This is a genomic window from Variovorax sp. 10N412, from assembly GCF_056394985.1.
The window spans coordinates 465,311-486,993 of the sequence record NZ_JBFTIO010000002.1 but is presented as its reverse complement, the minus strand read 5'-3'; the positions used below and the strand labels follow the sequence as shown (position 1 = coordinate 486,993).

Annotated in this window: 21 protein-coding genes; 11 read left to right on the top strand and 10 right to left on the bottom strand. The window is 64.7% G+C overall.

Annotation, left to right across the window (positions count from 1 at the left end):
- Window positions 1-2: 2 nt before the first annotated feature.
- Window positions 3-2,513 (bottom strand): sodium-translocating pyrophosphatase, encoded by a 2,511-nt coding sequence (locus tag AC1DJH_RS07810; protein ID WP_435483902.1) that lies wholly within the window; start codon window positions 2,511-2,513, stop codon window positions 3-5.
- Between the two features lie 254 nt (window positions 2,514-2,767).
- Between AC1DJH_RS07810 and ppa the strand changes: the two genes are divergently transcribed.
- Window positions 2,768-3,295: an inorganic diphosphatase gene (gene ppa / locus AC1DJH_RS07805; protein ID WP_116907427.1), complete on the top strand. Its 528-nt coding sequence runs from the start codon at window positions 2,768-2,770 to the stop codon at window positions 3,293-3,295.
- 54 nt (window positions 3,296-3,349) lie between these two features.
- On the opposite strand, the gene AC1DJH_RS07800 is transcribed toward ppa, so the two are convergent.
- Entirely contained in the window at window positions 3,350-4,102 is a 753-nt protein-coding gene (locus tag AC1DJH_RS07800) for a hypothetical protein (RefSeq protein WP_478185302.1), read from the bottom strand.
- A gap of 72 nt (window positions 4,103-4,174) precedes the next feature.
- The gene (locus tag AC1DJH_RS07795) at window positions 4,175-5,329 is read right to left on the bottom strand and encodes a GNAT family N-acetyltransferase (RefSeq protein WP_478185301.1); all 1,155 of its coding nucleotides are present in this window, start codon (window positions 5,327-5,329) and stop codon (window positions 4,175-4,177) included.
- A gap of 19 nt (window positions 5,330-5,348) precedes the next feature.
- Between AC1DJH_RS07795 and AC1DJH_RS07790 the strand changes: the two genes are divergently transcribed.
- Together AC1DJH_RS07790 and AC1DJH_RS07785 are read left to right on the top strand one after the other, a co-directional pair.
- A complete protein-coding gene (locus AC1DJH_RS07790; RefSeq protein WP_478185300.1) occupies window positions 5,349-7,046 on the top strand; it encodes an NAD+ synthase in 1,698 nt (565 codons plus the stop codon).
- A complete protein-coding gene (locus tag AC1DJH_RS07785; protein WP_116907431.1) occupies window positions 7,043-7,381 on the top strand; it encodes a P-II family nitrogen regulator in 339 nt (112 codons plus the stop codon). The genes AC1DJH_RS07790 and AC1DJH_RS07785 overlap by 4 nt, the downstream gene beginning before the upstream one ends.
- A 47-nt stretch (window positions 7,382-7,428) precedes the next feature.
- On the opposite strand, the gene AC1DJH_RS07780 is transcribed toward AC1DJH_RS07785, so the two are convergent.
- The 6 genes from AC1DJH_RS07780 to AC1DJH_RS07755 are packed head-to-tail and all read right to left on the bottom strand — an operon-like array spanning window position 7,429 to window position 10,870.
- Window positions 7,429-8,019: an LOG family protein gene (locus tag AC1DJH_RS07780; RefSeq protein WP_478185299.1), complete on the bottom strand. Its 591-nt coding sequence runs from the start codon at window positions 8,017-8,019 to the stop codon at window positions 7,429-7,431.
- A gap of 31 nt (window positions 8,020-8,050) precedes the next feature.
- Window positions 8,051-8,458 (bottom strand): diacylglycerol kinase, encoded by a 408-nt coding sequence (locus AC1DJH_RS07775; RefSeq protein ID WP_478185298.1) that lies wholly within the window; start codon window positions 8,456-8,458, stop codon window positions 8,051-8,053.
- Window positions 8,455-9,027: an RDD family protein gene (locus AC1DJH_RS07770; RefSeq protein ID WP_478185297.1), complete on the bottom strand. Its 573-nt coding sequence runs from the start codon at window positions 9,025-9,027 to the stop codon at window positions 8,455-8,457. The genes AC1DJH_RS07775 and AC1DJH_RS07770 overlap by 4 nt, the downstream gene beginning before the upstream one ends.
- 12 nt (window positions 9,028-9,039) lie before the next feature.
- Window positions 9,040-9,864: a DUF3106 domain-containing protein gene (locus tag AC1DJH_RS07765; protein ID WP_478185296.1), complete on the bottom strand. Its 825-nt coding sequence runs from the start codon at window positions 9,862-9,864 to the stop codon at window positions 9,040-9,042.
- Between the two features lie 17 nt (window positions 9,865-9,881).
- Window positions 9,882-10,307, bottom strand: coding sequence for a DUF3619 family protein (locus AC1DJH_RS07760; RefSeq protein ID WP_478185295.1), 426 nt, complete (start codon window positions 10,305-10,307; stop codon window positions 9,882-9,884).
- Window positions 10,304-10,870, bottom strand: coding sequence for an RNA polymerase sigma factor (locus tag AC1DJH_RS07755; RefSeq protein ID WP_478185294.1), 567 nt, complete (start codon window positions 10,868-10,870; stop codon window positions 10,304-10,306). The genes AC1DJH_RS07760 and AC1DJH_RS07755 overlap by 4 nt, the downstream gene beginning before the upstream one ends.
- Before the next feature lie 280 nt (window positions 10,871-11,150).
- On the opposite strand from AC1DJH_RS07755, the gene AC1DJH_RS07750 reads away from it, so the two are divergent.
- The 8 genes from AC1DJH_RS07750 (at window position 11,151) to AC1DJH_RS07715 (ending at window position 20,765) form a co-directional block, all read left to right on the top strand.
- On the top strand, window positions 11,151-12,935 hold the full coding sequence (locus AC1DJH_RS07750) for an acetolactate synthase 3 catalytic subunit (protein ID WP_435438143.1): 1,785 nt from the start codon (window positions 11,151-11,153) through the stop codon (window positions 12,933-12,935).
- Between the two features lie 104 nt (window positions 12,936-13,039).
- Complete coding sequence (ilvN, locus tag AC1DJH_RS07745) at window positions 13,040-13,531, top strand: acetolactate synthase small subunit (RefSeq protein ID WP_435438144.1); 492 nt, start codon at window positions 13,040-13,042, stop codon at window positions 13,529-13,531.
- Between the two features lie 55 nt (window positions 13,532-13,586).
- Complete coding sequence (locus AC1DJH_RS07740) at window positions 13,587-13,850, top strand: DUF4282 domain-containing protein (RefSeq protein ID WP_435446297.1); 264 nt, start codon at window positions 13,587-13,589, stop codon at window positions 13,848-13,850.
- Window positions 13,851-13,904: 54 nt separating this feature from the next.
- Window positions 13,905-14,921, top strand: coding sequence for a ketol-acid reductoisomerase (gene ilvC, locus AC1DJH_RS07735; RefSeq protein WP_435438146.1), 1,017 nt, complete (start codon window positions 13,905-13,907; stop codon window positions 14,919-14,921).
- A 185-nt stretch (window positions 14,922-15,106) separates the two neighbouring features.
- Window positions 15,107-15,931, top strand: coding sequence for a CDP-diacylglycerol--serine O-phosphatidyltransferase (pssA, locus tag AC1DJH_RS07730; protein ID WP_435438147.1), 825 nt, complete (start codon window positions 15,107-15,109; stop codon window positions 15,929-15,931).
- A gap of 206 nt (window positions 15,932-16,137) precedes the next feature.
- The gene (leuA, locus tag AC1DJH_RS07725; RefSeq protein WP_478185293.1) at window positions 16,138-17,841 is read left to right on the top strand and encodes a 2-isopropylmalate synthase; all 1,704 of its coding nucleotides are present in this window, start codon (window positions 16,138-16,140) and stop codon (window positions 17,839-17,841) included.
- Between the two features lie 59 nt (window positions 17,842-17,900).
- Window positions 17,901-19,439 carry a 2-isopropylmalate synthase gene (locus AC1DJH_RS07720; protein WP_478185292.1) on the top strand — a complete coding sequence of 513 codons (1,539 nt, stop codon included), beginning with the start codon at window positions 17,901-17,903 and terminating at the stop codon, window positions 19,437-19,439.
- A 117-nt stretch (window positions 19,440-19,556) separates the two neighbouring features.
- Window positions 19,557-20,765, top strand: coding sequence for a serine hydrolase (locus AC1DJH_RS07715; RefSeq protein WP_472115055.1), 1,209 nt, complete (start codon window positions 19,557-19,559; stop codon window positions 20,763-20,765).
- 81 nt (window positions 20,766-20,846) lie between these two features.
- Here the strand turns inward: AC1DJH_RS07715 and AC1DJH_RS07710 are convergent, their stop codons facing one another.
- Entirely contained in the window at window positions 20,847-21,677 is an 831-nt protein-coding gene (locus AC1DJH_RS07710) for an IclR family transcriptional regulator (RefSeq protein ID WP_472115058.1), read from the bottom strand.
- Window positions 21,678-21,683: the final 6 nt, after the last annotated feature.

Below are 21,683 nucleotides of genomic sequence, written 5' to 3'. Positions count from 1 at the left end.
CGTCAGGACTTGACCTTGACTTCGACGCGGCGCGCCTCGGAGGGCGGCCCGTCGGCCTGCGACTGCGCGGGCTTGGCGAGCTCGATCTTGTCTTCGGGCGCGCCGGCCGCCTTGAGCGCGTCGCTCACGGCCATGGCGCGCTGCTTGGCCAGCTCGGCGTTCTTGGCCGGGTCGCCGCTGGCGTCGTGGTAGCCGCTCACCAGCACCGTGCTGCCGCTCTGCACCGCCTTGATGACGTCGGCGAGCGCCTCCTTGGCGTTAGGCGCCACCTCCGAGCTGGCGCTTGCGAAGTAGAACTTCACGACGCCGTTCTCGACCTTCACCGCGGCGGCTTCGACCGCTGCGACGGCACCCGAAGCGACCGCCGCAGCCGGCGTGGCCGGCGCGGTCGCCGCCGGAGCGCTCACGGCCGGTGGCATTTCCACCTTGGCCGGCACCGCCGCCGCATCGCCGGCGTGGAATTTCACCACCAGCGGCACGATGAGCAGCGCCACGATGTTGATGATCTTGATCAGCGGGTTCACGGCCGGGCCGGCGGTGTCCTTGTAGGGGTCGCCCACGGTGTCGCCGGTGACGGCCGCCTTGTGCGCCTCGGAGCCCTTGCCGCCGTGGTGGCCGTCCTCGATGTACTTCTTGGCGTTGTCCCACGCGCCGCCGCCGGTGCACATCGAGATGGCGACAAACAGGCCCGTGACGATGGTGCCCATCAGCAGCCCGCCCAGCGCCTTAGGCCCGAGCACGAGGCCCACGACGATCGGCACCACCACTGGCAGCAGCGACGGGATCATCATTTCCTTGATGGCCGCGCCGGTCAGCATGCCCACGGCCTTGCCGTACTCCGGCTTGCCGGTGCCTTCCATGATCCCGGGGATCTCGCGGAACTGCCTGCGCACTTCTTCCACCACCGCACCGGCCGCGCGGCCCACGGCTTCCATCGCCATCGCGCCGAACAGGTAGGGAATCAGCCCGCCGATGAAGAGGCCGACGATCACCATCGGGTCGCTCAGGTTGAAGCTGATGTTCAGCCCGAAGCTCTCCAGCTTGTGGGTGTAGTCGGCAAAGAGCACCAGCGAGGCGAGGCCGGCCGAACCGATGGCGTAGCCCTTGGTCACCGCCTTGGTGGTGTTGCCGACCGCGTCCAGCGGATCGGTCACGGCGCGCACGCTGTCGGGCAGCTCGCTCATCTCGGCAATGCCGCCGGCGTTGTCGGTGATGGGGCCGTAGGCGTCGAGCGCGACCACGATGCCCGCCATGCTCAGCATCGACGTGGCGGCCACCGCGATGCCGAACAGGCCGGCCAGCGAGTAAGAAGCCAGGATCGCGATGCACACGAAGATCACCGGCCAGGCCGTGGAGCGCATCGACACGCCCAGGCCCGCGATGATGTTGGTGCCGTGGCCGGTGGTCGAGGCCTGCGCGATGTGCTGCACGGGCTTGTACTGCGTGCCGGTGTAGTACTCGGTGACCCACACCAGCGCGGCGGTGAGCGCCAGGCCCACGAAGCAGGCGCCGAACAGCTTGAGCTGGCTGCCGCTCGGGGCAATGGCGTTGTCCGGGATGATCCAGCTCGTGACGAACCAGAACGCGATCAGCGACAGCACGCCCGCCACCGCCAGCCCCTTGTAGAGCGCCGGCATCACGTTCACCATGCCCGGCGATGCCTTCACGAAGAAGCAGCCGATGATCGACGCGATGATCGACACGCCGCCCAGCGCCAGCGGGTACAGCACGGCGTGGTCCGGCGCGGTGGTGACCATCAGCGCGCCCAGCACCATGGTGGCGATCAGCGTCACCGCGTAGGTCTCGAACAGGTCGGCCGCCATGCCGGCGCAGTCGCCGACGTTGTCGCCCACGTTGTCGGCGATCACCGCCGGGTTGCGCGGGTCGTCCTCCGGAATGCCGGCCTCCACCTTGCCCACCAGGTCGGCACCGACGTCGGCGCCCTTGGTGAAGATGCCGCCGCCCAGGCGCGCGAAGATCGAGATCAACGAGGAGCCGAAGGCAAAGCCGATCAGCGGGTTGAGGATGGCTGCCAGGGTGTGGTCGGCCTTGGGCGCGCTACCGGCCAGGAACCAGTAGAAGCCCGTCACGCCCAGCAGGCCGAGCCCGACCACCAGCATGCCGGTGATGGCGCCGCCACGAAACGCGACGTCCAATGCCGGGCCGATACCCTGCGTTGCCGCCTGCGCCGTGCGCACATTGGCGCGCACCGACACGTTCATGCCGATGAAGCCGCAGGCGCCCGAGAGCACCGCGCCGACGACGAAGCCGACCGCCGTGGTCAGGTCGAGGAAAAGTGCGATGAGCACCGCCAGGACGACGCCGACCACCGCGATGGTCGTGTACTGCTTGGCGAGGTAGGCCGAGGCGCCGGCCTGGATGGCCGCTGCAATCTCCTGCATGCGGGCGTTGCCGGGGTCCTTCGCGAGAATCCAACTTCGGGCCCAGAACCCATAGGCCACGGCCACGAGGCCGCAGACGATGGCCAGTATCAAGGGGGTGTTGCCGATCATGCTTTGCTTCTCCATTCGTTCGTTTAAGACTTGTGGAGACGGACACCATGGACCCTGCGTGCAACGCGTACGGGACATGTTTTCCGCCGCGTTGCTTCCTCGAAGCTCGCTGCACCGAGGGTGCGGAGCCGATTGGCCAACGGTTGCAATTTACAGGCAAAAACGAGCGCGCGTGCGACCGTCCGGTGACACGGAAAGTAAACTCCGGGTTTGTCCCCATCCTTCTCATACTTTTCAACTACTCGAAAAACGTCATGTCCTTCGACAAAGTTTCCCCCGGCAAGAACGTTCCCGATGCCTTCAACGTCGTGATCGAAATCCCGATGAACGCCGACCCGATCAAGTACGAAGTCGACAAGGAGTCGGGCGCGATCTTCGTCGACCGCTTCATGACGACGGCCATGTACTACCCCGCCAACTACGGCTACGTGCCACAGACCCTGTCGGGCGACGGCGATCCGGTCGACGTGCTGGTGATCGCGCCGTACCCGCTGCTGCCGGGCGTGGTGGTGCCTTGCCGTCCCCTGGGCATCCTGATGATGGAAGACGAAGCCGGCGTCGACGGCAAGGTGCTGGCCGTGCCCACCGACAAGGTGCTGCCGATCTACAGCCACTGGAAGTCGGTCGACGACGTGAACCCGATGCGCCTGAAGGCCATCAGCCACTTCTTCGAGCACTACAAGGACCTGGAAGCCGGCAAGTGGGTCAAGGTGCTGGGCTGGGAAGGCATCGAGTCCGCCAAGAAGGAAATCCTGGACGGCATCGCGGCCTACCAGAAGTAAGTTGTTGCTGCCGTGAGGCAGCGTCCGGGGCGCCATGCCCCTGGACCGGCGGCTTCAGGCCCGGACTGCGTCCCCGGCCAGCCGCATCCACTCGCGATTGACCGATCGCGCGTGCGAGTTCCAGTGGCGTGCCGCCTGCTGGAGGTCGTCCCACTGGCGTTGCGCGCCGGTGCTGTCCCCTTGTTCAGCCAGCCATGCGATGTAGCGGGCGCGGGTTTCGACCGTGTTGTACTGGCTCAGCGCGCTCTCGAAGGCTTCGCGTGCCTCCTGCTGCCGTCCGTCGGCGGCCAGCGCACGTGCGGTGAGCACCGCGACTTCGTCCCGGCGGTAGTCGTCGCGCGTGGCACGCAGTGCATCAAGGGCCTGCAGCGCTTCGCGTCCCGCAACCGGGCCGCCCGCGGCGAGCAGGGCGCTGGCAAGGCCGAACTGCAGCTCGGGGTCGGAGGCCAGCGGGCCCTTGAGCGCATCGCGGTAGTGCCCGACGGCATCGCCGGCCTGGCCCCGGTCGAGCGCGGCCTTGGCGAGGCGCAGCTTGTTCTGCGCGGTGGGCGCCAGGTCGTAGGCGTCGGCTGCGGCACGGTACTCGCGCTCGGGGTCGATGAAGCCGATCGCTGCGCTGGCCACCTTGCCGGCGGTGTTCTGGATGCGCGAGGCGGGCAGGTACTCGACCACGAAGTACACGATGCTGCCCAGCAGCGGAAAACTGAAAAGAATGATGAGCCAGAACAGCTGCTTGCCATGCCGCATGGCGTGGATGGCAAAGAACAGCGCAATGATGACGTGCAGGCCCAGTCCGACGAATGGCATCGTTTTCCCTCTGTGTTGTTGTGGATTCGGGCGCTTTTATAGCAGCCCCGAATGGCACAGCCAGGGCCGGAATCAGGCGGACTTGAACGGGCTGCGTTCGCCCAGGTGGTCCATGTAGTTCTCGATGCCCGCGCCCTCGCGCTCCAGGAAGCGCTCGACCGCATCGGCAAACGACGGATGCGCCAGCCAGTGCGCGCTGGTGGTCTTCACCGGCATCAGCGCGCGTGCCATCTTGTGCTCGCCCTGGGCGCCGCCCTCGAAGCGCTGTGCACCGTGCGCGATGCACCAGGCCAGCGGCTGGTAATAGCAGGCCTCGAAGTGCAGGCAATCGACCCGCTCCAGCGCACCCCAGTAGCGGCCGTAGGCGACCAGCGGGGCATCGGGCTGGGTCGACAGTGCGATCAGGCTCGCCGCCATGGGCTTGCCGTCGCGTTCGGCCACGAACAGCAGCCAGGCCTCGGGCAGGGTGTCGGCCATGCGCCGGAAGAAGTCGCGCGTGAGGTAGGGCGGGTTGCCGTGCTCGCGGTAGGTGCGCTCGTAGCAGCGGTAGAAGAAGTCCCAGTCAGCCTTGGCGATGTCGGCCCCGCGCGACCAGCGAAAGCTCACGCCGGCGTCGGCCACCTTGCGGCGCTCCTGGCGAATCTTCTTGCGCTTGTCGTGCGAGAGGCTGGCCAGGAAGGCGTCGAAATCGGCGTACTGCGCGTTGGTCCAGTGAAACTGCACGGTGTTGCGCAGCATGAGGCCGGCCTCGGTGCAGGCGGCGATGTCGGCCTGGGCGCCGAACAGCAGGTGCAGCGACGACAGTTGTTCCTGCTTGCACAGTGCCACCAGGCCTTGCACCAGCAACGTGCGGCTGGCCGCGTCGCGAGCCAGCAGCCGCGTGCCGGGCACGGGCGTGAAGGGCACCGCGACCACGGCCTTCGGGTAGTAGGCCAGGCCGTGCTGCTCGTAGGCGTTGGCCCAGGCCCAGTCGAACACGTACTCGCCGTAGGAATGGTCCTTGATGTAGAACGGGCACGCGGCATGCAGTTCTTCGCCGTGCCACAGCGTGACGAACTGCGGCGTCCACCCGCTCTCGGGCGTGGCGCTGCGGCTGTCGTTCAGCGCCGCAAGGTATTCGTGGCGCATGAAAGGCGAGGGCTCGGCCTCGGCGGCGAGCAGCGCATTCCAGGCTTGCGGGCTCACGTCCGACGGCGACGACAGAACCCGAATGACATAATCGTTCAAGCCTTTTTCTTCCTTCTGTATGACGCTCAAGCTCGCCATCGCGCAACTCAATTTTGTGGTGGGCGACCTCGCCGGCAATGCAAAAAAGATCGTCGACGCCGCGCGCCAGGCCCATGCCCAGGGCGCGCGCCTCTTGTTGACGCCCGAACTCTCGATTGCCGGCTATGCAGCGGAGGACCTGTTCCTCCGTCCCGCCTTCACCGAAGCCTGTGATGATGCCGTGAAAGGCATTGCTGCCGCTTTGGCCGACCTCAAAGACATGGTCGTGGTGGTGGGGCATCCGACCGGTGGCAGCCTGCGCAGCCGATCGGTGGCCGTGCAGCTGCGCCACAACGCGGCCAGCGTCATCAAGGAAGGCCGCATCCTCGAGACCTATGCCAAGCGCGAGCTGCCGAACTACCAGGTGTTCGACGAGCGCCGCTACTTCACGCCGGGTCAGGGCACCTGCGTGTTCGAGGCGGGCGGCGTGTCGGTCGGCCTGCTGATCTGCGAGGACGCCTGGTTCGACGAGCCGGCCGAACTCGCCCGCAAGGGCGGGGCCGAGGTGCTGGCGGTGATCAATGCCTCGCCGTACCACGTGGGCAAGGAAGGCGAGCGCGTGGCGCGCATGGCCGACCGCGCGCGGGCCGTGGGGTTGCCGCTCGTCTATGCGCACCTGGTCGGCGGACAGGACGAGGTGGTGTTCGACGGCGCATCTTTCGCGCTGCAGGCCGATGGCACCGCGGCCATGCAGGCCGAGAGCTTCCAGGAGAAGCTGCTTTTCGCGCAACTGGAGCGCACGGCGCAGGGTGGCGTCGGGTTCGTGGCGCAGCCCGGCGCCGTGGCGGCCCCGCGCGACGCGCAGGCACAGCTTTGGGACGCGCTGGTGCTGGGCGTGCGCGACTACATCGGCAAGAACGGTTTTCCGGGCGCCATCCTGGGGCTTTCGGGCGGGATCGATTCCGCGTTGGTGCTTGCCATCGCGGTCGATGCACTGGGCAAGGACAAGGTGCGCGCGGTGATGATGCCGTCCCCCTACACCGCGGACATCAGCTGGATCGACGCGCGCGACATGGCGGCCCGGCTGGGCGTGCGCTACGACGAGATTTCCATCAAGGACACCTTCGAGTCCTTCAAGGGCGCGCTGGCCGATGAGTTCGAGGGCCGGCCCGAGGACACGGCCGAGGAGAACATCCAGGCCCGCATCCGCGGCACTTTGCTGATGGGGCTGTCGAACAAGTTCGGCGCCATCGTGCTCACCACCGGCAACAAGAGCGAAATGGCGACCGGATATTGCACGCTCTACGGCGACATGGCGGGCGGTTTCGCGGTCATCAAGGACCTGCTGAAGACCACGGTGTTCGCCCTGGCCCGCTGGCGCAATGCCCACGACCCGTATGGCACCGGCGCGGCGCCGATCCCCGAGCGGATCATCACCCGGCCCCCCAGCGCCGAGTTGCGGCCCGAGCAGACCGACCAGGACAGCCTGCCGCCCTACGACATCCTCGACGGAATCCTGGCACGCTACATGCAGGACGACGAGGGCATCGACGAGATCATTGCAGCGGGTTACGACCGCGCGGTGGTCGAGCGGGTTGCACGGCTCATCAGGATCAACGAATACAAGCGGCGCCAGGCGCCGGTAGGCATCCGGGTCACCCACCGAAGCTTCGGCAAGGATTGGCGTTACCCTATCACCAGCAAATTCAACGAAACCGCCGGAGCACGAAAACCATGAAGCAGATCACCGCCATCGTCAAACCCTTCAAGCTCGAGGACGTGCGCGAGGCCTTGGCCGAAGTGGGCGTCACCGGCCTGACCGTGACCGAGGTCAAGGGCTTCGGCCGCCAGAAGGGGCACACCGAGCTCTACCGCGGCGCCGAGTACGTGGTCGACTTCCTGCCGAAGATGAAGGTCGAGGTGGTCGTGAACGAGGCCGATGTGGAGCGCTGCATCGAGGCCATCGTCAGTTCCGCGCGCACCGGCAAGATCGGCGACGGCAAGATCTTCGTCACCAGCGTGGATCGCATCGTGCGCATTCGCACCGGCGAAGAGAACGAGAACGCCGTCTGAACGAAAAAAGCCCCCGGGGACGGGGGCTTTTTTTCTTGAAAGGGGCGTCAGAGGTTTTCCGACAACCTGTCTTCGCGCGGATGCAGCGGCACTTCGGCACGCAGCGCCGTGAGCAGTTCGGTCGCGTCCGTGCCGGTGCGAATCAGCTGCATCTGCCAATCGCCCATGAAGCCCTCGCGCACGCTGTGCGCCAGGAAGCCCAGCAGGCCGTCGTAGTAGCCGGCGGTGTTGAGGATGCCGGTCGGCTTGTCGTGGTAGCCGAGCTGGCGCCAGGTCCAGATCTCGAACAGCTCCTCGAAGGTGCCGATGCCGCCCGCCAGGGCCACGAAGGCATCGGCGCGCTCGCCCATCATGGCCTTGCGCTCGTGCATGGTGTCGACCACATGCAGCTCGTCGCACAGCGGGTTGGCCAGTTCCTTGTCGACCAAGGCCTTGGGGATGATGCCGACGACGCGGCCGCCAGCCAGGCGGGTGGCCTCGGCCACCGTGCCCATCAGGCCGGTGCGGCCGCCGCCGTAGACCAGTTGGCCGCGGTGCTGGCCGATCCACTGGCCGACCGCTTGCGCGGCCTGGGAAAACTCGGGGCGCTCGCCGGGGCGCGAGCCGCAATACACACAGATCGAAAATTCAGGATTCATGCCGCCATCATGCCGCAGCCGGCAGGCCTTCTCATGACACGAATCGTTGCCACAGTGCCGTTGCCCAGATGCCCCCGCACAGCGCGAGCGACAGCAGCACGGCCGCGCTGCCCATGTCCTTGGCGCGCTTGGACAGGTCGTGCCACTCGGGGCCGATGCGGTCGATGGCGGCTTCCACGGCGGTGTTGAGCAGCTCGACGATCATGACCAGCACCGCGCTGCCGGCGAGCAGCGCGACCTCGACCCAACTGCGACCGAGCCAGAAAGACACCGGGATCATCACGATCGACAGGATCGCTTCCTGGCGGAAAGCCGGCTCGCTCCAGCCGGCGCGCAGGCCCTGCAACGAGATCAGCGTGGCGTGAAAGACGCGCTCGAAGCCCTTGCGCGCCTTCTGCGGATTCACGGCGGGGTCGGGAAGTTTGGGCAGGGCACTCATTGGCGGCTCATCGGTGGGGAGGTGACGAGCCGGGTACCGGCCCAGGCGTCGTGCCAGAACTGGCGTTCGGGGTGAAAGCGTGCAAGCAGGGCCCAGACGGCGATCCAGCCGACGATCAGTACAGTCGATTCGCCCCCTGACAGCTTGAACGGTGCCATGGCGGCCAGCGGCGGCAGGAACCAGATCCAGCTCAGCAGGTAGCGCGCCAGGGCACGGCGCTGCGTGACAGGACGGCCGTGCACGTCGACGATGCGGATGTTCCAGGTTTTCATGGCGAGGGTCTGGCCCTTGGTCCAGAACCAGACGAAGTACACGCCGAAAACCACGAAAAGGAAAGCCTGGAACAGATGGCGCCGCGAATCCATGGCGTCACGCATCTGGCCGAGCGTGCTGAACAGCCAGCCCGAGACGAAGACCACGGCGAAAAGCAGCATGCCTTCGTAGAGCCAGCAAGCCATCCGGCGCCAGAGGCCGGGGACTATCGAAACAGGAGCGGCGGTTGCAGTCGTGACGGGCGTGATGGGCGAAACCGGGTCGGGGCGCGACGCCTCGGGAGAACTGGAAACCATCGAAGCCTTGCGTCAGGGAGACGAGGAGGGGGGGTCGGCCGGCGCGGGCACCTGGGCTTCGGCCGGAACCGGCGGCAGGGTCGCCTTGGACGCTGCGGGTGCGACAGGTACGACAGACACAGCGGGTGTTGCGGCCACCGGCGCGCGTTCCGGCGGCGATGCCACCATGATCGTGGCAGGCGCGCCAACAGGTGCTGGCGGCGCCAGCAGGATGCGGGGCGTGTGCTGGCCGCCGGGTGTGAGGGCAGGCACTGGTACGAGTTTCTGCGCCGAAACCGGTCGCACCGGAACGGCCGCACCGCGTGGCTTGGCTGGCGCGAGTTCGGCGAGCTTGCGCTTTTCTTCCTGGCTCAAGGCTTGGTATTGCTCCCATTTGGCCTTGCGCTCGTCAGCCGGAATGCGCTTGACTTCGGCGAAGTTCAGCCGGGCCTGGGTGCGCTGCTGGTTGCTCAGCGCGGCCCATTCGATCATGCGGCTGTGCAGGGTGGTCTGGTCGTCCGCCGACATGCTGGAAAAATTGCGCGACAGCGCCAGCCACTTTTTCTTTTGCCCGGCGTTCAGCGTGTTCCAGTGCGCGCTTAAAGGCTTCAGTGCCTGTTGCTGCTCGGCGGTGAGTTCGCTCCAGAGGGGCTTGGTCGTGGAGACAGCCTTCGGGCTGGAGGCTGCCGCTGCCGGGCCGTTCGCAGATTTGGCGGCCGCCTCGGTGCGAGGCTGGGCGTGGGCAAGCGTCAGGCCGAAGGCTGCGACTGCAAGCGCACCAGCCCAAACGACCGCGCCCGCCGGAAGCGGGCGCGTCAGGCGTGGCGGGTTCGCGCTGGGGGAGGAACGGCGTCGCATTCGGTCGGTGAAAGATTTCAGTCGGAGGCGCTGTCGGCCTTAAGGAATTGGGCGAAACCGGGGTCGGTATAGGCGGCAGGTGGGAGGTCGCCGGTGAGTAGCGCGGAATCCACTTCGGCCAGCTCGCTGGCACGGTCGTCGTCCTGCATCACGCTGATGGTGATGAGGCCGGCCACGAGCGCGATCAGAGGCACCGCCGAAGCGATGCGGGTCCACCAGCTGCCACCCAGCGTGACCGTGTGGCCCGACTGCACCGCCACCGGGGCGGTTCGCAGTTGCGGGGGGAGCTTGCGCGCAGCCACGGCCTGTGCGCGCGCCACGCGCAGCCGCTCGCCGATGTCGTGCGGCAGCTCACGGTTGCCGACAGACAAACGAGCCGTCAAGCGCTCGCCGAACCGGTCCTCGGAAGCAGCGGATGATGTGGTTGATACCTTCGTATTCATAGCGATATTCCCTTGGCTTTGAGCGCCTTGCTCAGAGCGTGAACGGCTCGCGAGCAATGGGTTTTGACGCTGCCTTCGGAGCAGCCCATCGCGGCGGCCGTCTCTGCGACGTCCATTTCCTCCCAGTAACGCATCAGGAAAGCCTCGCGTTGACGGCCCGGCAAAGCCGCGATCTGTTCTTCGATCTCGTGGAAGACCTGGGCGCGGCGCGTGGTGTCTTCGGCGCTCTCCGTTTCCCTAGAGTCGGTCGGCGAGACGAAGTTCTCCAGCAGGTCGAAATCTCCGTCGTCGTCGACCGAATCGAAGTCGCTGAGGTTGGAGAACAGGGCGCGACGGGTTTTCTGGCGGCGGAACCAGTCGAGCGTGCAGTTCGACAGGATGCGCTGGAACAGCATTGGCAGCTCCTCCGGCGGCTTGTCGCCGTAGTGCAGCGCCAGCTTCATCATGCTGTCCTGCACGATATCGAGCGCCGCTTCTTCGTCCCGCACGTGATAGACCGAGCGCTTGAAAGCGCGTCGTTCGACGCTTTTCAGGAAGTCGGAGAGTTCTTGTTCAGTGGCCAAGCGAGAGTGGGGCGCAGAGCGCGCCGCATAGGAGGAAGGTCTGGCGATCGCGGGTGTTTGTCGCCGCGAATTATGCCTTTGTCGCTTTACAAGCCAGCTGAAGCGAATCTGAACGGCCGGAAATGCCATAATCCGCGCTGCAAGTCAAAAGGCAAACGGGTCACGGTCCGGCGGAACATCAGTCCGCCCATGGCTTTGGCCTCAAGTCCTGGCGCGACCTCACAAGGGTTGGCAAGGGGCACCCAAGGTATTTCGTTCCCGAAATAAACAAAGGTTGATCATGGAAATGTCCAAGGCGGAAATCGCTTCCGCAGCCGCTGCGTCCTCAGGCGCCGGCAACATCACGCAAGAACTCATGGGCGCTGAAGTGCTGGTCAAGGCACTGCAGGCCGAAGGCGTCAAGTACATCTGGGGCTATCCCGGCGGCGCGGTTCTGTACATCTACGACGCGTTCTACAAGCAAGACACCATCCAGCATGTGCTGGTGCGCCACGAGCAGGCCGCAGTGCATGCGGCGGACGGTTATGCGCGCGCTACCGGTGAAGTCGGCGTGGCGCTGGTCACGTCGGGTCCCGGCCTGACCAACGCGGTCACCGGCATTGCCACGGCGTACATGGATTCGATCCCGATGGTGATCATCTCGGGACAGGTGCCCACGGCAGCCATCGGCCTCGACGCCTTCCAGGAATGCGACACGGTCGGCATTACGCGCCCCATCGTCAAGCACAACTTCCTCGTCAAGGATCCGAAGGATCTGGCCATGACGATGAAGAAGGCCTTCCACATCGCACGCAGCGGCCGTCCGGGCCCAGTGGTGGTCGACGTCCCCAAGGACGTTTCCTTCAAGAAGACGCCTTACGCCGGCTATCCCGACAAGGTCGAGATGCGCTCGTACAACCCCGTGCGCAAGGGTCATGGCGGGCAGATCCGCAAGGCGCTGCAACTGCTGCTGGCGGCCAAGCGCCCCTACATCTACACCGGCGGCGGCGTGCTCCTGGGCAATGCGTGCAACGAACTGCGCACGCTGGTCGACATGCTCGGCTACCCGGTCACCAACACGCTGATGGGCCTGGGCGCCTACCCGGCGAGCGACCGCAAGTTCCTGGGCATGCTGGGCATGCACGGCACCATCGAGGCCAACAACGCAATGCAGAACTGCGACGTGCTGCTGGCCGTGGGCGCGCGCTTCGACGACCGCGTCATCGGTAACCCCAAGCACTTCGCGCAGAACGAACGCAAGATCATCCACGTCGACATCGACCCGTCGAGCATCTCCAAGCGCGTGAAGGTCGACATCCCGATCGTCGGCGACGTGAAGGACGTGCTCACAGAGCTCATCTCGATGATCCGCGAGAGCACCACCAAGCCCGACGCCGGTGCATTGGCAGAGTGGTGGAAGACCATCGAGGCTTGGCGCTCTCGCGACTGCCTCAAGTACGACCGCGACAACAAGGACGTCATCAAGCCGCAGTACGTGGTCGAAACGCTCTGGAACATGACCAAGGACGCCGACGCGTACATCACGTCGGACGTGGGTCAGCACCAGATGTGGGCGGCCCAGTACTACCGTTTCGACGAGCCGCGCCGCTGGATCAATTCCGGTGGCCTGGGCACCATGGGCGTGGGCATTCCCTACGCCATGGGCATCAAGCTCGCCAAGCCCGACTCGGAAGTGTTCACCATCACCGGCGAAGGCTCGGTGCAGATGTGCATCCAGGAACTCTCCACCTGCCTGCAATACAACACGCCGATCAAGATCTGCTCGCTCAACAACCGCTACCTCGGCATGGTGCGCCAGTGGCAGGAGATCGAATACTCCGGCCGCTACAGCCACAGCTACATGGACGCGCTACCCAACTTCGTGAAGCTTGCCGAGGCCTATGGTCACGTCGGCATGCTGATCGAGCGTCCACAAGACGTGGAGCCCGCGCTGCGCGAAGCACGCAAGCTCAAGGACCGCACGGTGTTCATGGACTTCCGTACCGACCCGACCGAGAACGTGTTCCCGATGGTGAAGGCCGGCATGGGCATCACCGAAATGCTGTTGGGCTCCGAAGATCTCTGATCAGCGGCGCATTCGCTTAACTATTCACTGACGAATCTATTGCCCGCCGAGCCTGCGCATTACCGTGCGTGGGGGAGGGCGGCGAAAAGAGGAGTCACGCAAACATGAAACACATCATTGCAGTGCTGCTGGAAAACGAGCCCGGTGCTCTTTCCCGCGTGGTGGGCCTTTTTTCGGCCCGCGGCTACAACATCGAATCGCTGACGGTGGCGCCCACGGAGGATCCGAGCCTCTCGCGCATGACCATCGTCACGAACGGTTCCGACGAAGTGATCGAGCAGATCACCAAGCACCTGAACCGCCTCATCGAAGTGGTGAAGGTCGTCGACCTGACCGAAGGTGCCTACACCGAGCGCGAGCTCATGATGGTGAAGGTACGCGCCGTCGGCAAGGAGCGCGAGGAAATGATGCGCATGGCGGAAATCTTCCGTGGCCGCATCATCGACGTGACCGACAAGAGCTACACCATCGAACTCACCGGCGACCACGGCAAGAACGACGCTTTTCTGGAAGCGATCGAGCGTAGCGCTATCCTCGAGACTGTCCGCACCGGTGCCAGCGGCATCGGGCGCGGCGAGCGCATTCTGCGCGTGTAAAGGGGGGTGCAAATCCCTCAGTTCCATCGTTTATCAATACATGAGGAGAAGGTGAATGCAAGACTTGCTGGGATTCGACAAGATGGTGACGCCCATCATCATCCGGATACTGTATTTCCTCGGACTGCTGGGTGTGCTCGTGATGACCGTCGTGTCATTGTTCCAGGGGCGCATCCTGATGGCCATCGGCGTTCTTGTGTTCGGCGCGATCATGGTTCGCGTCTATAGCGAATTGCTGATCCTGCTGTTCCGCATTCACGACAACCTCGTGTCCATCAACCAGCAAATGAAGGACCGGAATTCTTCCGGTCAACTGTGAGTGAACGCACCCCCGTACAGGGGGTGCATCGAGACTAAATAGGAAAGACGCATCATGAAGGTTTACTACGACAAGGACGCCGACCTCAGCCTCATCAAGGGCAAGACGGTCGCAATCATCGGTTATGGGTCGCAAGGTCACGCGCATGCGCAGAACCTGAACGACAGCGGCGTCAAGGTCGTGGTCGGCCTGCGCAAGGGCGGAGCTTCGTGGGACAAGGTCGGCAAGGCCGGCCTGCAGGTCGCCGAAGTCGCCGACGCCGTGAAGGCGGCCGACGTGGTCATGATCCTGCTGCCCGACGAGCAGATCGCCAACGTCTACAAGAACGACGTGGCCCCGCACATCAAGGAAGGCGCTTCGCTCGTCTTCGCGCACGGCTTCAACGTGCACTACGGTTTCGTGCAGCCGCGCGCCGACCTCGACGTGTGGATGGTCGCTCCCAAGGCCCCGGGCCACACCGTGCGCAGCACGTACACCCAAGGCGGCGGCGTGCCCCACCTCGTGGCCGTGCACCAGGACAAGACCGGCAAGGCGCGTGACCTCGCGCTGAGCTACGCCACGGCCAACGGCGGCGGCAAGGCCGGCATCATCGAGACCAACTTCCGTGAAGAAACCGAGACCGACCTGTTCGGCGAACAAGCGGTTCTGTGCGGTGGCACGGTCGAACTGATCAAGGCTGGTTTCGAAACGCTGGTGGAAGCCGGCTACGCGCCCGAAATGGCGTACTTCGAATGCCTGCACGAGCTCAAGCTGATCGTCGACCTGATCTATGAAGGCGGCATCGCCAACATGAACTACTCGATCTCGAACAACGCCGAGTACGGCGAGTACGTCACGGGCCCGCGCATCGTGACCGACGAGACCAAGAAGGTCATGAAGCAAGTGCTCAAGGACATCCAGACCGGCGAATATGCCAAGAGCTTCGTGCTCGAAGCGGCTGCCGGCCAGCCGGCGCTCATCAGCCGCCGTCGCCTGAATTCGGAGCATCAGATCGAAGTCGTCGGCGAGAAGCTGCGCGCAATGATGCCTTGGATCAAGAAGAACAAGCTGGTCGACCAGACCCGCAACTGATCTTCACGTCGAAACGCGCTCCCCGGGGCGCTTTCCCCAAGGGCCACCCGTCGCGGTGGCCCTTTTGTTTGAAGGGGTCCAAGAGGTCGCCTGAACTACACTGCAAGCCATGCGACTCACAGACCAAGATGCTATCGATTGGATAGCTGACCGCTCAGTGCCCACGAGGGACGGAGGCAATTTCAATGCATGACGATACCGTTCCCGACGTGGTGCAGCCGCGCAAACGGCGCAAGGGCATCTACATCCTGCCGAACCTGTTCACGCTCGCCGCGTTGTTCGGCGGTTTTTATTCGGTCGTGATGGCCATGAATGCGCGCTTCGACCTCGCCGCACTCGGCGTGTTCGCCGCGATGATTCTCGACAGCCTCGACGGGCGCGTCGCGCGCATGACCAACACGCAAAGCGCGTTCGGCGAGCAGATGGATTCGCTGTCCGACATGGTGTCCTTCGGTGCCGCGCCGGCGCTCATTGCTTACGAGTGGTCGCTCAAGGGACTGGGGCGCTGGGGCTGGATCGCCGCGTTCGTGTATTGCGCGTGCGCCGCATTGCGGCTGGCGCGCTTCAACGTGAACACCGGCGTGGTCGACAAGCGCTGGTTCCAGGGCCTGCCGTCGCCCGCTGCCGCGGCGTTGGTGGCCGGATTCATCTGGCTTGTGGACGAATGGGGCAAGCGCGGCGGCGAAGTGCTGTATCTCTCGTGGACGCAGATCACATGGGTCACCTTTGCATTCACGCTGTACGCGGGCCTCACGATGGTCACGAACGCGCCCTTCTACAGTTTCAAGGACATCCAGATGAAGAAGAGCGTGCCCTTTGCCGCGATCGTGCTGATCGCGCTGGGCATTGCCGTCATCAACATCCATCCGCCTACCGTGCTGTTCGGCCTGTTCGTCATCTACGGCCTCAGCGGCTACGTGGTCTATGGCTGGCGCAAGGCCAAGGGCCAACCGGCGAGCGTGATCAGCACTTCCACCGAAGAGCCTGACGAGCGGGGACTGCACAACTGAGACGCCGGGCCTTCCCAGGCTCGCGCCGGCTGTGCTACATTCGCAACCCTCATGACCAAGATTTCGCTGCTGGCCCTACTAGCCCTCCCTCACGGGCGGAGACGGTAGCGCACGCGCTAATCCCATCACCACGGCCCGTTCGCACCAGCAACGGGCCGTTTGTATTTGGGGTTGCTGGTTGAATTCCAACCACTCAGAGAATCGACATGCTCAAGCAACCTCAAAGCAAATACCGCGCATTCGCCCCGATCGGCCTCAAGGACCGCACCTGGCCCGATGCCGTGCTGACCAAGGCGCCCATCTGGCTGTCGACGGACCTGCGTGACGGCAACCAGGCGCTGGTCGAGCCCATGGACATCGCGCGCAAGATGCGCATGTTCGAAACCCTCGTGGCCATCGGCTTCAAGGAAATCGAAGTGGGCTTCCCCTCGGCCTCGCAGGTCGAATTCGACTTCGTGCGCAAGCTCATCGAAGAAGACCGGATTCCCGACGACGTGACGATCCAGGTGCTGACGCAGGCGCGCGACCACCTCATTGCACGCACCTTCGAATCGCTGCAAGGCGCCCCGCGCGCCATCGTGCACCTCTACAACGCGGTGGCGCCGGTGATGCGGCGCGTGGTGCTCGGCATGGACGAAGACCAGATCGTCGAGCTCGCCAGCAGCCATGCGCGCATGTTCAACGACTTCGCGGCGAAGCAGCCGAACACGCACTGGACCTTCCAGTACTCGCCCGAGATGTTCTCGGGCACCGACGTCGTGTTCTCCAAGCGCGTGGTCGATGCGGTCACCGACGTCTGGGCGCCGACACCCGAGCGCAAGTGCATCGTGAACCTGCCCACCACGGTGGAGCATTCCACGCCGAACATCTTCGCGGACATGATCGAGTGGATGCACCGCAACCTTGCGCGCCGCGATTCCATCGTGTTGTGCGTGCATCCGCACAACGACCGCGGCACCGGCACCGCAGCCGGCGAACTGGCCCTGATGGCCGGCGCAGAGCGCATTGAAGGCTGCCTGTTCGGCAACGGTGAGCGAACCGGCAACCTCGACCTCGTGAACGTGGCGCTGAACCTGTACACCCAGGGCGTTTCGCCCGAGCTCGACTTCTCGAACATCGACGAGATCCGCGCCACGGTGGAGCATTGCAACCAGATTCCCGTTCATCCTCGCCACCCGTACGTCGGCGACCTTGTCTACACCTCGTTCTCGGGTTCGCACCAGGACGCGATCAAGAAGGCCTTCGCGGCACGCAAGGAAGGCGACATCTGGGACATGCCCTACCTCCCCATCGACCCCAAGGACGTGGGCCGCAGCTATGAAGCCGTGATCCGCGTGAACAGTCAATCGGGCAAGGGCGGCATGGCCTATCTGCTCGAAAGCGAATACGGCATCGAGATGCCGCGCCGTCTGCAGATGGAGTTCATGCAGACCGTGCAAGGCGTGATGGACGTCGCCGGCAAGGAACTCACCGCCGCCGACCTGTGGCAGCTGTTCGTGCGCGAATACGGCTTCGAGACCGCGCAGTCGCTGCAACATCGCGTGATCGAGGAAGAAGGCGAGGGCGCCAACGCCGCCGTGGTGCTGCGCGGCGACCTGCCATGGGACGGTGAAGTGCGCGCCATCGAAGGCCGCGGCAACGGCCCCATCGATGCCTTCACGCAGGCGCTGAGCAAGGCCACCGGCCACACGGTGCGCGTGATGGATTACCACCAGCACGCCATCGGCGCTGGCGCTGATGCGAAGTCCGTGGCCTACCTGGAGCTGCGGGTGGATGAAAGCCAGACGCTGTTCGGCGTGGGCATCGACGCCAACGTCATCTCGGCGTCGCTGAAGGCGATTGTCTCGGGCGTGCAGCGTGCGCGAGGCCGGGGCACCCACAGCGCACAATCGACGGTTGAAGTCGCCTGACGCTCCCGCTGCGACTTGAGCCGGGAGCGCGAGGTGGGAACGAACAAAGGAGATCCACGATGACCGACCAACTCATTATTTTCGACACCACCTTGCGCGACGGCGAGCAATCGCCAGGCGCCTCGATGACGCGCGACGAGAAGATGCGCATTGCAAAGTTGCTGGAGCGGCTGAAGGTCGACGTCATCGAAGCCGGCTTTCCCGCCAGTTCGAACGGCGACTTCGAGGCTGTGAAGGCCATTGCGAACCTCATCAAGGACTCGACGGTGTGCGGCCTCTCGCGCGCCAACGACCGCGACATTGCACGCGCCGCTGAAGCCCTGAAGGGTGCGGCCCGCGGACGCATTCACACCTTCATTGCGACCTCCGCGCTTCACATGGAAAAGAAGCTGCGCATGACGCCCGACGAGGTGCACGAGCAGGCCAGGCTGGCCGTGCGCTTTGCGCGCAACCAGATGGGTGACGTGGAGTTCAGCCCCGAAGATGGCTACCGCAGCGACCCGGACTTCCTGTGCCGCGTGCTGGAAACCGTCATCAACGAAGGCGCCACCACCATCAACGTGCCCGATACCGTGGGCTACGCCGTTCCAGAGCTCTACGGCAACTTCATCAAGATGCTGCGCGAGCGCATTCCCAACAGCGACAAGGCGATCTGGTCGGTGCACTGCCACAACGACCTCGGCATGGCCGTGGCCAACTCGCTGGCTGGCGTGAAGATCGGCGGCGCGCGACAGGTGGAATGCACCATCAACGGCCTGGGAGAGCGCGCGGGCAATTGCTCGCTCGAGGAAGTGGTCATGGCGGTCAAGACCCGCAGGGACTACTTCGGGCTCGACCTCAACATCGACACCCAGCACATCGTGGCCGCGAGCCGCATGGTGAGCCAGACCACCGGCTTCGTGGTGCAGCCCAACAAGGCCGTGGTGGGCGCCAATGCCTTTGCGCACGCCTCCGGCATTCACCAGGACGGCGTGCTCAAGGCCCGCGACACCTACGAGATCATGCGCGCCGAAGACGTGGGTTGGGCCGCCAACAAGATCGTGCTGGGCAAGCTCAGCGGCCGCAATGCCTTCAAGCAGCGCTTGCTGGAACTGGGCGTTTCCATGTCGAGCGAGGGCGACATCAACGCCGCCTTCCTGCGGTTCAAGGAACTGGCCGACCGCAAGTCGGAAATTTTCGACGAAGACATCCTCGCGCTCGTCAGCGCGGAAGAGGTGTCGAACGTTGGTGAGCAGTTTGCTTTCGTCTCTCTCTCCCAGCACAGCGAAACCGGCGAGCGCCCCCAGGCGAAGGTAGTGTTCACCGTCCAGGGCAAGGAAGTCACCGGCGAATCCGACGGGAATGGCCCGGTCGATGCTTCCCTGAAGGCGATCGAGTCGCTCGTCAAGAGCGGCGCCGAGATGGTTCTTTACTCTGTAAACGCCATCAGCGGCTCGACGGAAAGCCAAGGAGAAGTTACAGTCCGGTTACAAAATGCAGGGCGGGTGGTGAACGGTGTGGGCGCAGACCCCGACATCGTGGTGGCGTCGGCAAAGGCTTATTTGAGTGCCCTCAATAAGTTACAGAGCCAAGCTGAGAGAGTTGCGGCACAAGGTTAGGTTTTCAGGCGATCCTTGCTATTCGATTGAAGAAGAGGATGCAAGTAACTGATATTGCGTGCCTTTTTTGATTTCGATACACTGCGGTCCTTGTTTGTCGCCGCTGGAGATTTATTAATGCCTGAAGCCCGCCTCCGCCGAGTTTCCAGCCAGCGGTTTCTACCCGCCTTCCGATTCCTCGCCGTCGCGCTGTGCGCCACGGCGTTTTTGCTGCCCGGCGCCCAGGCCGCGAAGAAAGAAAAGCCCGCCGCCGCCAAGACCACCGTCGCCAAGAAGGCGAAGGGGCCGGTGCCGGTCGAAGTCAAGCGCAACGCATCGTCCAAGACGGCACGTGGCGCAGCGCCCGTCGTCGCACAGCGCGGTCGGGCCGAAAAGGCCGACAAGGTCGTTCGTGGCGGCCGCAACGTGGTGGCCACGCTGCAGCGAAAGAACGGCAAGACCGTGGTCGCCGTGCAGCGCCGCTCGGTGGTGCGCGTCGAAGCGCCACCGCGCCAGTCCTTCGGACAGATGGCCGGCCTGCACGGCACCGAAGACGTGCTCGACCTGAAGTCGAGCGTCGCCCTGGTCATCGACCAGGACACGCATGAAGTGCTGTTCAGCAAGAACGACCACGCCGTGCTGCCGATCGCGTCGCTCACCAAGCTCATGACCGGTTTGCTCATCAGCGAGGCCCATCTGCCCAACGAAGAGCTGATCACCATCACGCAGGACGACGTCGACACCGAAAAGCGCAGCAGCTCGCGCCTGACGGTCGGCACCACGCTGTCGCGCGGCGAACTGCTGCACCTGGCGCTGATGTCGAGCGAAAACCGCGCCGCGCACGCGCTGGGCCGCACCTACCCGGGTGGCCTTTCGACCTTCGTGAGCATCATGAATGCCAAGGCCAAGATGCTCGGCATGAAGGACACGCGCTACGCGGAGCCTACCGGCCTGTCCAGCCGCAACCAGTCGAGCGCGCAAGACCTGGCCCTGCTGGTCAATGCGGCCTATTCAGACGCCACGGTGCGTTCGCTGTCCACCTCGCCTGAATACCAGGTCGAAGTCGGCAACCGCGTGCTGCAGTTCAACACCACCAATCGCCTGGTGAAAAGCCCGGACTGGGAAATCGGTGTGCAGAAGACCGGCTATATCTCCGAAGCCGGCCAGTGCCTCGTGATGCAGGCCCGCGTGGCCGGCCGCAAGCTGATCATGGTGTTCCTGGATTCGGCCGGCAAGTACAGCCGCATTGCGGACGCGGAGCGGGTTCGCCGCTGGGTAGAGGCCACGCATGCCGCCGGCTCGCCGGCCGCTTCGCGCGCCGTCTCTGCCTACCAGGTGGCCGGCTGATACGCAGTCGATAGACCCCCAACGCAAACAGGCCCTTCTCAGGGCCTGTCTGTTTTTGGGCAGATGCTTCCGCGAAGCGGGTCAGGTGCCGGTCGCCGGCGTGCTGGTCGTCGAAGCCGCTGGCGTTGCGGCCATCCCGTCCTTGAACCCCAGCGCGCCCGATATCTCGTTGGCCGTCGCTTGCAGCTTCGGCAGCCAGCCTTCGTCCAGCCGGTCGGCCGGGGCGGAAATGGACAGGCCTGCCACCAGCTTGCCCTGGTCGTCGTAGATGCCGGCGGCCATGCAGCGCACGCCCAGTTCCAGCTCTTCGTTGTCGCGGGCAATGCCGTACTGGCGCGCCTTCGACAGCTCGCGCTCGAGCGCCGGCAGTTGGGTGATGCTGTTGCGGGTATGGCCGGCCAGGCCCGTGCGTGTCGCGTAGCTGCGCACGCGTTGCGGGTCGTCGGCCGCCAAAAAGAGTTTGCCGGTCGAGGTCAGGTGCAGGGCGGCGCGTCCACCGATGGCGCGCACCACCTGCATGCCCGAGCGCTCGCTGTAGGAACGCTCGATGTACACGATCTCGTCGCCTTGGCGCATGCTCAGGTTGACGGGTTGCTGCGTGAGCTTGTGCAGCTCGCGCATAGGGCCCAGCGCGGCGTCGCGCACGTTGAGCCGGCCCTTCACCAGGTTGCCCAGTTCCAGCAGGCGCATGCCCAGCCGGTAGCTGCCGGCCTCTGGCCGGTCTACGAAACGCCCGACCGCGAGGTCATTGAGGATGCGGTGCGTGGTCGAAGGATGAAGCCCGGTCTTTTCGCTGATCTCCTTCAGCGACATCGCCTCTTCGCGGGACGCCAGGACATCGATCAGCGAGAACATGCGCTCGATCACCTGGATCACTGGAACGGCGGGAATGTCTGATTGGTTTTTTCTCATGGCGCT

What these genes read in the sequence shown, in the direction of transcription:
- AC1DJH_RS07775 (WP_478185298.1), bottom strand. Translation starts at nt 8,458, where the DNA reads ATGAGTGCCCTGCCCAAACTTCCCGACCCCGCCGTGAATCCGCAGAAG.
- AC1DJH_RS07790 (WP_478185300.1), top strand. Translation starts at nt 5,349, where the DNA reads ATGACGCTCAAGCTCGCCATCGCGCAACTCAATTTTGTGGTGGGCGAC.
- AC1DJH_RS07740 (WP_435446297.1), top strand. Translation starts at nt 13,587, where the DNA reads ATGCAAGACTTGCTGGGATTCGACAAGATGGTGACGCCCATCATCATC.
- AC1DJH_RS07800 (WP_478185302.1), bottom strand. Translation starts at nt 4,102, where the DNA reads ATGCCATTCGTCGGACTGGGCCTGCACGTCATCATTGCGCTGTTCTTT.
- leuA (WP_478185293.1), top strand. Translation starts at nt 16,138, where the DNA reads ATGCTCAAGCAACCTCAAAGCAAATACCGCGCATTCGCCCCGATCGGC.
- ilvC (WP_435438146.1), top strand. Translation starts at nt 13,905, where the DNA reads ATGAAGGTTTACTACGACAAGGACGCCGACCTCAGCCTCATCAAGGGC.
- AC1DJH_RS07785 (WP_116907431.1), top strand. Translation starts at nt 7,043, where the DNA reads ATGAAGCAGATCACCGCCATCGTCAAACCCTTCAAGCTCGAGGACGTG.
- AC1DJH_RS07780 (WP_478185299.1), bottom strand. Translation starts at nt 8,019, where the DNA reads ATGAATCCTGAATTTTCGATCTGTGTGTATTGCGGCTCGCGCCCCGGC.
- AC1DJH_RS07715 (WP_472115055.1), top strand. Translation starts at nt 19,557, where the DNA reads ATGCCTGAAGCCCGCCTCCGCCGAGTTTCCAGCCAGCGGTTTCTACCC.
- ilvN (WP_435438144.1), top strand. Translation starts at nt 13,040, where the DNA reads ATGAAACACATCATTGCAGTGCTGCTGGAAAACGAGCCCGGTGCTCTT.
- AC1DJH_RS07750 (WP_435438143.1), top strand. Translation starts at nt 11,151, where the DNA reads ATGGAAATGTCCAAGGCGGAAATCGCTTCCGCAGCCGCTGCGTCCTCA.
- AC1DJH_RS07710 (WP_472115058.1), bottom strand. Translation starts at nt 21,677, where the DNA reads ATGAGAAAAAACCAATCAGACATTCCCGCCGTTCCAGTGATCCAGGTG.
- AC1DJH_RS07770 (WP_478185297.1), bottom strand. Translation starts at nt 9,027, where the DNA reads ATGGTTTCCAGTTCTCCCGAGGCGTCGCGCCCCGACCCGGTTTCGCCC.
- AC1DJH_RS07760 (WP_478185295.1), bottom strand. Translation starts at nt 10,307, where the DNA reads ATGAATACGAAGGTATCAACCACATCATCCGCTGCTTCCGAGGACCGG.
- AC1DJH_RS07810 (WP_435483902.1), bottom strand. Translation starts at nt 2,513, where the DNA reads ATGATCGGCAACACCCCCTTGATACTGGCCATCGTCTGCGGCCTCGTG.
- ppa (WP_116907427.1), top strand. Translation starts at nt 2,768, where the DNA reads ATGTCCTTCGACAAAGTTTCCCCCGGCAAGAACGTTCCCGATGCCTTC.
- AC1DJH_RS07720 (WP_478185292.1), top strand. Translation starts at nt 17,901, where the DNA reads ATGACCGACCAACTCATTATTTTCGACACCACCTTGCGCGACGGCGAG.
- pssA (WP_435438147.1), top strand. Translation starts at nt 15,107, where the DNA reads ATGCATGACGATACCGTTCCCGACGTGGTGCAGCCGCGCAAACGGCGC.
- AC1DJH_RS07765 (WP_478185296.1), bottom strand. Translation starts at nt 9,864, where the DNA reads ATGCGACGCCGTTCCTCCCCCAGCGCGAACCCGCCACGCCTGACGCGC.